This is a genomic window from Streptococcus pseudopneumoniae (genome assembly GCF_001072375.1).
Lineage (GTDB): Bacteria > Bacillota > Bacilli > Lactobacillales > Streptococcaceae > Streptococcus > Streptococcus pseudopneumoniae_L.
This window is the reverse complement of sequence record NZ_JVKV01000114.1, coordinates 1-10,336: the sequence shown is the minus strand read 5'-3', so window position 1 is coordinate 10,336 and position 10,336 is coordinate 1. Positions and strand designations below refer to the sequence as shown.

Here is a 10,336-nt window from a genome sequence, read left to right as displayed (position 1 = left end):
TCAAATTCTGGAACTTCTACGACTGGAGCTGGCTCGTCACCTGCTGTCCCAATTGCATCTGTGTATTCTGGCAACTCATGCTTGGCAGCTTCAGCAGCATTGACACCACCCTCAAATTCTGGAACTTCTACGACTGGAGCTGGCTCGTCACCTTTGCTAGTAGTAATGACAGGTTTGACCTTAACTTCAACAATTCGATCTTGCGCCTCAGTCGTATCTGTATGAACAGTTGTACGGTTAGATCCTAGAACCTCAACATAATCAACTCTTTCACCCTTCTTACCTTCTGAGATTACACGACGTTCATCTTGAGCTAAATCATTATTTTCACGGATGATTTCTTTAAATAGAATCGGAGTCTTCACAACTTCTAGACTTGGTCGTTCGAGAACAGGACTTTGGTCGCCTTCTTCAGGAACTATACGGTGACTAGGTTTGAAGTGAATACGATATTCCTTGACAAGACTACCATCCTTAGCAAGAAGACGAACAAGGCTAGGAAGATTATCCTGACTAGACTCAACAACCGTTGTCACACCGTGACCACTTGCTTGAGCAGTCACCTGTGGTTTAGTTCCATTTAAGTTCACTGTATAATCTGAAACCTCAGGATCAAAGTTTTCTAATGCTTTTCCAGCAACCGAAATGGATACTGAAGGAGTTTCCTCATCTCTTGCTTTAGCAGGAGAGTAAGCACTAAACTCGACCATTGCTAGACCATTAGTTGTAGATTTACGAGTCATACGTGCTCGAATAGCTGTTGTCTGAATCGGATCAAAGGTAAATTCAATCGGCTTACCAGCTACGATTTCTCCAGATGCCTTATAAGGAATTTCTTGCCAATTTTCTGCCTTGTTAAATGGATGATACGCATTCTCTTCATAGCGAGAAATAGTGCTTGGTTCTGTATAGGCAGGCCCAACATATCTTTCTAATACCATTGTCGCTGGTGCGTCTGTTCCACTGTCTTTAAAGAACTGAATAGCTACTTTTCCAACAGACTGAGGTGTAATCTGACCATTCTTCTTAAAGAGAATTCCCACAGATGTTTCTTGGTCCTTCGGAGTACGAGACCAGTTAGTCCAACGTCCATCCTCGTTAAAGTGACCATCGTTGATATAGAAAATTTTATCCCGAGAAGCTGCTTGTGTATCATTTGTAGTAGACGCAAAGGCTTTAGAATCTGTCGCATTATTGCTTGGATTTTCTGAGATGACTTGATTACCTTTTGTAACAACTGTTACTTGCATCTTGGTTATTAAGTCTGTTCCTAGAACATGACCAAGCACTTCAAAGTTACCTTCTTGGGCAGTCGCATGTTCTGGAATTGCATCCCATTGGACAGCAAGGTTAGCTTTAACCCAGCCAGTTTGTGATGGATAGTAGACTGTTACTTCGGCAGGCAATTGAAGTTGATCGCCAACATTCAAGGTCTGGGCACTATTTTCCGCAGCTACTGGTTGTGTTGACTCTTTTTCGTCATCACGGAAGATACGATATTCTTTCAGAACAGTTCCATCCTCAGCTTTCAAGATAAGACGTGTCGCACCTTTTTCACTTGTTGCAGGAACAACCGTTACCAAACCGTTGTTGCTGGCTGTGGCAGTGATTTCCTTGCTTGCTTGAGGAATATAATAATCTGTCTTAGATGGATTGAAATGCTCGAGTTTCTTGCCATCTACTTGGATAGAAATTTCTGAGCTGGTAGCACTTGGAACCTTACTTCCTAAAATAGTGATTTCTGTTAAACCAACACCAGCCTTTCCATCTGCCTTCTTCATACGCATACGAACAGCATAAGTTTCAACCTTATCAAATGTAAAGTGGTTTGTTTGACCTGCAGATAATTGTCCTGGAGCTTTAAGATGTTCAACTTCTTTCCAGTTGGCAGCATTGTTGAATGGATGCTTGGTATCACGCTGAGCATGATTGACATCGTCTGGAAGATCTGGAACTTCTTGACCGACATAGTATTCAATAACATATTCTTTTGGAAGTCCGATAGCTCCGTCTGTGTAGAAATCAACGGAAAGATTATCGACAAAGCGTTTGGTCAAATCACCTGAATTACCAAACAAGATAGACGCCCAATCATTATCTGTACCTGTTTGCCATGTAGTCCATCGATTCTTAACATCTGTATTGGCTCTTGAAACTGTCAAGTCGTTCAGGGTACTTGCCGAATCATCCCCACCCGTATTGGATACAATAGCAGCTGGCAATTGAGAACCAGTCCACTGTTTAGAGATATTATTTCCAGCAACAACTTGACTAGAAACACGAACATGGGCCTTGGTAGTCAGATGGCTACCCACTAATTGACCCTTGATTTCATAGATACCTTCAGTCTGACTAAAGTTCTCAGGAACCTTGTCCCAAAGGACATCTTTATAGACAGTTGTTCCATTAGAATGATAAGCACGAACACTAGCAGGTAATTGAACAGTTTCACCCTTAGGAAGAGTGAGGCTGATTTCTTCAGCAACCTGCAAACCTTCAACAGTTACATTGGCAAGAGCCTCAATATCTGTTCCTTCTACATGACCTTTAAGGGTAAAGCTATGATAGTAACCAAGTTCTTTGGCATCCACCTTGTCCCAAGTTACAGCTACCTTACGAGGCAAGCCCTTATCAAATTCTGCTCCGATTTGATCAGGCAAATTCGGTTGCTGATTGATATCTGTAGAGATAGAAACAGGATGTAGCTTGACAATTTTCTTATCTACTGTATTTTCTTTTATCACAAGTTCAGTTGCTACAGACTGAGTCTTATCAGTTTGATTGTCAATACGAGGAGTGAGGGTTACACTACCTTTCGTGTAAAGAAGCAAGTTCTGGCCGTTCACTTCAAGATGTCCACCATCAGCTGACTTAGCTTCTAAATGGATATCTGACGCTGAAAATTCAGTTTGTGAACCATCTTCGTAGTGCCCAATGACATGATAAGGGAGAACTTGGTCTTCTGTTGCAGTCTCTTTTCCTTCAACGCTTACTTCCAAGCGTGTCAAGGCAGGCGCTTCTTTCACAAACTGAATCAAATAAGTTTGAATCAATTCACCCTTTTGGTTACTCAAGAACACAGAAGCCTGATAATCATTGGCAGCTGAGGCTTGTTGAACTGTTACCTGATAGCCTGTTGTCTGTGCTCCAACACTTGGGATTTTTGCAGTATAAGGAAGGGATACTCGGTAGTAGGTCTTTCCAGACTCAAAGTCAGCGAGAGCCTTGTCACCAACAGTGAGACCTGTAACAGTATTTTCTGTTTCCTTATCACTTGCGATAAAGGTTGCTGTCACCTCGTAGTCATTGCCTTCCAATTTACCAGTTGCTTCAGTACGTCCACCTTCTTTTTTCAAGGCATCAGGATCTTTCAAGGTCCAAGAAACGACATCCGCATCAACCAAGTTACCATCTGATAAAACAGCCGTTACAGTTTTATCCAAATCTTCTGCTGCTGTTCCCACTGGGACTGTTGCTACTTTTGGCAACCACTTATCAAGCGCAACTACCTTGACAAGGGCTTCAGCCTTGGCTTCGAGTCCTTCCACACTACCAAGGACTTTTTTCTCACCAGCACTTGAAAGGAGATCTTCTGGGATGTCCCAAGTCACAGCTTTTTCTTCGACACTACCATCGCTATAAATAGCTGTCACAGTCTCTGGCAATTTAGGATTTTCACTGACATCAGTTCTTGCCTTCACAGGGGCAAAAGCGACAAAATGGCGATTTTCTTTCTTGCCTGAAACGGTTGTGACTGTTGCCTGATCAGAGGCTAAACCTGCAGAATCCGCATATAGGGTGAATTTGCCTTCTTTTTCAGTAGATTTTACAATGACAACACCTTTACCATTGAAGGCTTTTCTTTGCCATGTACCATCTTTCTGAGCTTTATAACGTTCACGGCTAGCTTGTTCTCCATTGTCTACACCGACGATTTGCCCTTGCCCATGAAGATTGAAATGAACAAGATTATTAGCAGTTGGCACAACATTACCGTCTTCATCAACGATTTCATAATGGATATAAGACAAATCTTTGCCATCTGCAGTGATAACATGTTCTTCCTTGGTGAGACGAACTCTAGCTGGCTCCCCTGCTGTTGTCACACTATCACGCGCAATCTCTTTACCATTTTCATCACGAGCAATAGCTGTTAAGGTACCTGGTTTATAGTCCACCAACCACTCAAGATACAATTCACTTGGTTTAGCTCCCTCGTGATAAGGGCGACCATCTTCAGTTGTTTTCTTAACAAATTCTTTCTTACCGAGGAACTCATTGTTCAAGAACAATTCTACACTAGCGGCATTTGAGAAGGTCCGAACTGGAACCTTACCATTGACCAGCATATTACGTTCCTTGAGCGTTTCTTCAGTCCAATTCCAGTGAGGCATGATGCGAACAGTTGGTTTTTCTTTGGCACTATACCATTCACTACGGTAGAGATAGAAATCATTCTTAGGCAAGCCTGCCGTATCAATGATACCAAAGTAAGAGCTTTTTACTGGTGTGTTATCTTGGTTATGCCATGGTGTTGGTTCACCGATATAGTCAAAACCAGTCCAGATGAACTGACCTGCATAGCCAGCACGATCACGGTCAAAAGTCCAAGATTCAGTAGCTGTTCTACCCCAGGCTACACGGTCATTACCATAGTCTGATTGTTCATAGTGACGATTTGGGCGATTGTCGTGCCAGAGTAAATGAGCAGGATCAAAATAAGAATCTCGAGTTCGAGTCGCTGAAGAGGTTTCAGAACCATAAATCAACCAATCTGGATGTTCCTTACGAACCGCATCATAATTCCGTTCCCCATAGTTCATACCAACAGCATCCATGATTGCTGCTAATTCTAAGAACAAGCCGCTTGATCTACGACTGAATTTGTTTTCACCCATGGTCACATAGCGTTCTGTATCGATTGCTTTGATGATTGCTTTCAAACGCTTAGCTGTTTCTAGCGAACGCTCACCGCCATCTGCTTCATCCACTTCGTTACCGAGTGACCACATGACGATGGATGGATTATTTTTATCACGTTCAACCATGGTTCTAAGGTCAAAATCAGACCACTTCTCACCCTTCTTAGCTTCTGGGTGAGTTGCATCTTGGTCAAAGAAACGTCCATAGTCATACGTTTTCTTGCCACGATACCAAGTATCAAAGGCTTCTTCTTGAACCAAAAGTCCTAGATTTGCAGCAGCGTCGAGCAACTGTGGACTTGCTGGATTGTGGGTTGTACGGATAGAGTTAACTCCCATATCTTTCAGGAGTTTTAATTTACGATAGGTTGCCTTATAGTTTTCCTCTGCCCCCAAGGCACCGTTATCATGGTGGATACTAACTCCATGGAATTTCATTCTCTCACCGTTCAGAGAGAAGCCTTCTTTGGCTGTCCAGTTGAAATAACGATAACCAAAAGTATCTTCTGTAACATCAACTAGCTGACCTTCTTTATAAACCTTGGTTTTCAGAACATAGAGCTGAGGATGGTAGCTTTTGGTTGTCCAGAGGGTTGGCTTATTAACCAAAATCGTTTGCTTAAAGTCAGCTGTCTCATTTTCTGCTAGACTCTTAGTTACAGAACGAACCAAATCTGAAACAGCCTTACCTTCCTTAGTAAAAATCTGTTGCTCCACAAATACCTTGGCTAAAGTTTTGGCAGTATTTTTGATCTTGCTTTGGATTTGTGTTTCAACGTTGCCATCTTTTTGTTCAGCTAGTTTTGGAGTTGTGATATGATTTCCATTTTCAGCTACCTGCACCTTGTCGCGATAGCTTAAAGTCACATCGCGATAGATACCACTTCCTGAGTACCAACGACTACTTGGCTGCTTATTGGTAACTTGGACAGCAATGGTATTTTCACTACCATCTTTATTTAAAAATTCAGTAATATCGTATGAAAAATGATTGTAACCACTTGGATAATGACCTACAAATTTACCATTTACATAGACTTTAGAGTCCATGTAGACACCATCAAAGTTGATCCGAACATCCTTATCCTTAGCAGCTTCGTCAACCGTGAAGGTCTTGCGATACCAGGCAGTACCACCGTTTAATTGACCACCTTCATTTCGGGCAGGAGACTTGTGATCAAAATCAAAATAGATACTCCAGTCATGAGGAAGGTTCAACTTAGACCAATCATGAACATCTACATCTTTCTTAGAAAAGTCACCTTGAGCGTTTAGTTTAAAATACCAGTCTTTGTTGAAATTCTGTTTTCTTTCTTCAAGGAGTTGATTTTCTTTTTCCTTCCCTTTTGTAGCTTGAGGCGATTCACTTGCAGAAGCTTTTTCTTCCTTGCTTTTATCATCCGTTACAGGTTTATTCTGATTAGTTGTATCAGTATGTTCTTCTCGAACTGCTGACTTTTCAGGACTTCCTTCTGAAACTGTAGCCTCTTTCCCATTCGCTTCAGCAGCAGGTTTTGCAGTTTTTTCAACTTTGTCTTCTTTAGGGCTGACTACTTCTGCTTCCTTTTCTTCCTTAGGACTTGTTGCCTCAGTCACCTTTTCTTCAGTTGCTGGTTTTGCGGATTCAACCGCATCATTTCCTTCTTTTTCAGTAGCGGAATTTTGTGGGCCATTTTGCTCAGCTTTTGCAATGGCTGCAGCAAGATCATCTGGAAGCTTATCTAAAGGTTGAACTTGATGAATCGTTTCCTCGCTGGGACTTGCTGCTTCGGTTTCAGCTGCTTGAGCCACCTGAAGACCAAATATACTAGCTCCAATCATAACTGAAGCCGCACCAATGGCAAATTTACGAATACTATAATGACACCGTCTTTCAAAAAATCTCTTATCCATTATTGTTCCTTTCCAATATTCTAGTAAGCGATTACATTTTACTCCAAAAAATAAACCTCCCTCTAGACGCTTACTTATTTTATCCATATAAACATTGATGCTTTTAATATATCAAAATGGTAGAGCTTTTTCAATAATTTGTAGAAATTTTACTGTAATTTTATTAAAAGAAGTGCAAGAAAAAACAAGTTCATTTTTTAGAACTTGTTTCTTCACTATATAAAATCAATGCTTGTATTATCTATCCAAACTACGCAATGCAGCCTGATAAGTCTGCTCCATCAGCATGGTAATGGTCATAGGCCCAACTCCACCAGGTACAGGTGTGATATGGCTAGCGATTGGCGCAACAGCATCATAGTCAACATCGCCACAGAGCTTGCCATTTTCATCTCGGTTCATCCCCACATCAATGACAACCGCCCCAGGTTTGACAAAATCAGCAGTCACAAACTTAGCACGACCGATTGCTACGACAAGAATATCGGCTTTAGAAGCTACCTTGGCAAGATTATGTGTTCGTGAGTGGGTCAAGGTTACAGTTGCATTCTTAGCTAATAACAACTGGGCCATTGGTTTCCCGACAATATTAGAACGACCAATAACAACCGCATTCTTACCTTCTAGTTCAATCCCATACTCGTGAAACATTTCCATGATGCCAGCTGGAGTTGAAGGGATCATAACTGGATGACCAGACCAAAGGCGCCCCATATTGAGCGGATGAAAACCATCCACATCCTTTTCTGGATCAATAGCCAATAAAACAGCTTCTTCATCGATGTGTTTTGGTAAGGGTAACTGGACCAAAATACCATGCCAAGCTGGATCGTGATTGTATTTGGCAATCAAGTCCAACAATTCCTCTTGGGTAATGTTTTCAGGAACTCGCACGACTTCACTTTGGAAACCTGCAGCTATCGCTGAACGTTCCTTGTTACGAACGTAAACCTGACTGGCTGGATTGTCCCCAACCAAAATAACCACCAAACCAGGAACCAAACCTGTCTCTTCTTTCAATTTTGCAGTCTTATCAGCCAATTGTCCTTGGAGCTTGGCTGCTAAAGCCTTGCCATCAATAATCTGTGTCATGTGTTTTCTCTTTTCTAACAAATATCTTCTATTATATCAAAAAAATACTTGTCCCTCTAACACTTCTTACCTAAGAGACCTTATAGTCTGAAACTATAAGAAAAAGCCCAGTTGGAGGACTAGTCACTCTCTTACTGGAGGATAAAAGAACTCCACAGAATAAAGATATTATTTTTTGATTCTGCATCAAAAATAATGTATAGTATAAGTAAAGGAAGTCTTACAAAAAAGGAGGATAATCATGTCAATCTTTCATAAATGTATAATATTTTTTATATTTCTTATACTAGCACTATACTCTGATAAGCTTTTCAAAAAGAACCACCAAGTTTGGAAAATTATTTTCGCAGTATTAGGCATACTTACAAGCATTAGCTTCTTATTTTAACTATAAAAAGTAGGAGTCAGTATTTTATGATTCCTACTTTTTATTTATAACTTTAATCTAAACTGAGTAAAGAAGTTTTGCTATACTTGTCGAACTATCCACCTAAGAAAAAGTCGAAATGGATATAAATTTACAACTCTTACAAAACCTTACTCAAGAAATCCTTGGTTCTTTGTTCTTGGGTTTGTTCAAAGACTTGCTCTGGAGTTCCATCTTCGACAACAACACCGTCAGCCATAAAGATGACGCGGTCTGCCACTTCACGCGCAAAGCCCATCTCATGCGTCACGATGACCATGGTCATACCTGACTTGGCAAGTTCTTGCATAACCGCTAGTACTTCCCCTACCATTTCTGGGTCTAGGGCAGAAGTCGGTTCATCAAAAAGTAGGACATCTGGTTCCATGGCAAGACCACGAGCAATAGCGATACGTTGTTGCTGCCCACCAGACAAACTTTGTGGATAAGCATCTGCCTTATCTGGTAAACCAACCTTTTCCAAGAGCTCATGCGCTCTCTTCTCAGCAACTTCCTTACTTTCCCCTTTGGTCTTGATAGGAGAAAGCGTGATGTTATCCTTCACTGTCATATTGGGGAAGAGATTGAACTGTTGGAAAACCATTCCCATCTTTTCACGCATGGCAAAGAGGTCGTTTTTCTTATCTGTAATGTCTACTCCTTCAAAGATAACCTTTCCTTTTGTCGCTTCTTCGAGGAGATTCATAGAGCGAAGGAGGGTTGACTTACCGCTACCAGATGGTCCGATAATCACCACAACTTCCCCTTTTTTGATTTCAAGATCAATTCCTTTTAAAACTTCATTCTTCCCAAAGTTTTTATGAAGGTTTTCAATTTTTATAAGCGTTTCAGTCATTATTTTTTCTCTCCTTGTCCCATACGATTTTCAAAAGCTTTCAAGGCTAGTGTCAAGATAGAGGTCATAATCAAGTAGTAAAAGGCTGCAAATAAGAGTGGAGTTAAAGGCAAGTAGGTGGTTGTTGACACCGTTGTAGCTCCATTCCACAATTCCATGACACCGATTGCTGACAAGAGTGAACTATCCTTGATAATGGTAATAAACTCATTCCCCAAGGCTGGCAAGATATTCTTGATAGCCTGTGGCAAGATGACATAGCGCATGGCATTTTTAGGACGAATCCCTAGAGAGTAAGCCGCCTCTAATTGACCTTTAGGTACTGCATTGATACCAGCACGAACTGTTTCTGATACATAGGCACCACTATTCATAGAGATAATGATAATACCTGGAATCAAACGTGAAAAATCAACTCCCAAAACTCCAATCTGAATTGTCGGAGCATTGATATGCATAAGAGCAAAAGCAATCATGATCTGTACCATCATAGGTGTTCCACGGAAAATCCATATATAAACATTGGCAAGCCAAGCTATGGGCTTTATTTTAGAACGTTGAGCAAAAGCCAAGACTACCCCTAAAATTGTCCCCAAAAAGACAACCAAAACAGAGATCAAGACTGTTACAAGAGCACCATAGTTAAAATATGGCAGATATTTAGGTAAAAAAGAAAAATTCATAAATCCACTACTTTCTAATTTCTAACTTAAAACTTGTATGAGTATAACATGTTTTGAATAAAAATGCAATATTTTTCCTTTTATTTTCAATAAAATTTCAAAGAAAACAGAAATAGCGAGAAATCTTAGTTTTTTCTAGTCAAGTGGATACTCTTTATGGTAAAATAGTAACGATAAGAAATGGAGGAGAATCAAAATGGAATCACATTTGGTTAGAATCATCAACCGCCTAGAAGCAATGACAAAAGATGGTGGTAACTTAAAACGTAACTTTGAGCGCGAGGGAGTTGTTGTAGCTGAAGTTGCTTTTAACCATGATGAAGAAAATGGCCCAATCTTTACACTTCGTGATGTTGAAGCTCGTGAAACATATACTTTTGACAGCATCGACTTGATTGCGATGGAAATTTACGAACTTCTATACTAATAATAGATATACAGAGGTTGGGACAAAAGATCCCGACCTCACTTTTTATTAGCAATC

Annotated in this window: 5 protein-coding genes; 1 reads left to right on the top strand and 4 read right to left on the bottom strand. The window is 40.6% G+C overall.

All coding sequences use genetic code 11. The annotated features are described in order from the left end of the window. From ADH31_RS09480 to ADH31_RS09465, 4 genes are all read right to left on the bottom strand, one after another. The coding region (locus tag ADH31_RS09480) for an SIALI-17 repeat-containing surface protein (RefSeq protein ID WP_049510432.1) at positions 1-6,815 on the bottom strand (6,815 nt) is incomplete at its 3' end. Positions 6,816-7,052: 237 nt separating this feature from the next. Then, positions 7,053-7,907 (bottom strand): bifunctional methylenetetrahydrofolate dehydrogenase/methenyltetrahydrofolate cyclohydrolase, encoded by an 855-nt coding sequence (locus tag ADH31_RS09475; protein ID WP_049510430.1) that lies wholly within the window; start codon positions 7,905-7,907, stop codon positions 7,053-7,055. Between the two features lie 527 nt (positions 7,908-8,434). Continuing rightward, complete coding sequence (locus ADH31_RS09470) at positions 8,435-9,169, bottom strand: amino acid ABC transporter ATP-binding protein (RefSeq protein WP_045762888.1); 735 nt, start codon at positions 9,167-9,169, stop codon at positions 8,435-8,437. Next, positions 9,169-9,852, bottom strand: a complete 684-nt coding sequence (locus tag ADH31_RS09465) for an amino acid ABC transporter permease (RefSeq protein WP_001011628.1) — start codon at positions 9,850-9,852, stop codon at positions 9,169-9,171. Before ADH31_RS09465 ends, ADH31_RS09470 begins: the two co-directional genes overlap by 1 nt. 196 nt (positions 9,853-10,048) lie before the next feature. On the opposite strand from ADH31_RS09465, the gene ADH31_RS09460 reads away from it, so the two are divergent. Then, the gene (locus ADH31_RS09460; RefSeq protein WP_000443576.1) at positions 10,049-10,279 is read left to right on the top strand and encodes a DUF1797 family protein; all 231 of its coding nucleotides are present in this window, start codon (positions 10,049-10,051) and stop codon (positions 10,277-10,279) included. Positions 10,280-10,336: the final 57 nt, after the last annotated feature.

What these genes read in the sequence shown, in the direction of transcription:
- ADH31_RS09475 (WP_049510430.1), bottom strand. Translation starts at nt 7,907, where the DNA reads ATGACACAGATTATTGATGGCAAGGCTTTAGCAGCCAAGCTCCAAGGA.
- ADH31_RS09470 (WP_045762888.1), bottom strand. Translation starts at nt 9,169, where the DNA reads ATGACTGAAACGCTTATAAAAATTGAAAACCTTCATAAAAACTTTGGG.
- ADH31_RS09465 (WP_001011628.1), bottom strand. Translation starts at nt 9,852, where the DNA reads ATGAATTTTTCTTTTTTACCTAAATATCTGCCATATTTTAACTATGGT.
- ADH31_RS09460 (WP_000443576.1), top strand. Translation starts at nt 10,049, where the DNA reads ATGGAATCACATTTGGTTAGAATCATCAACCGCCTAGAAGCAATGACA.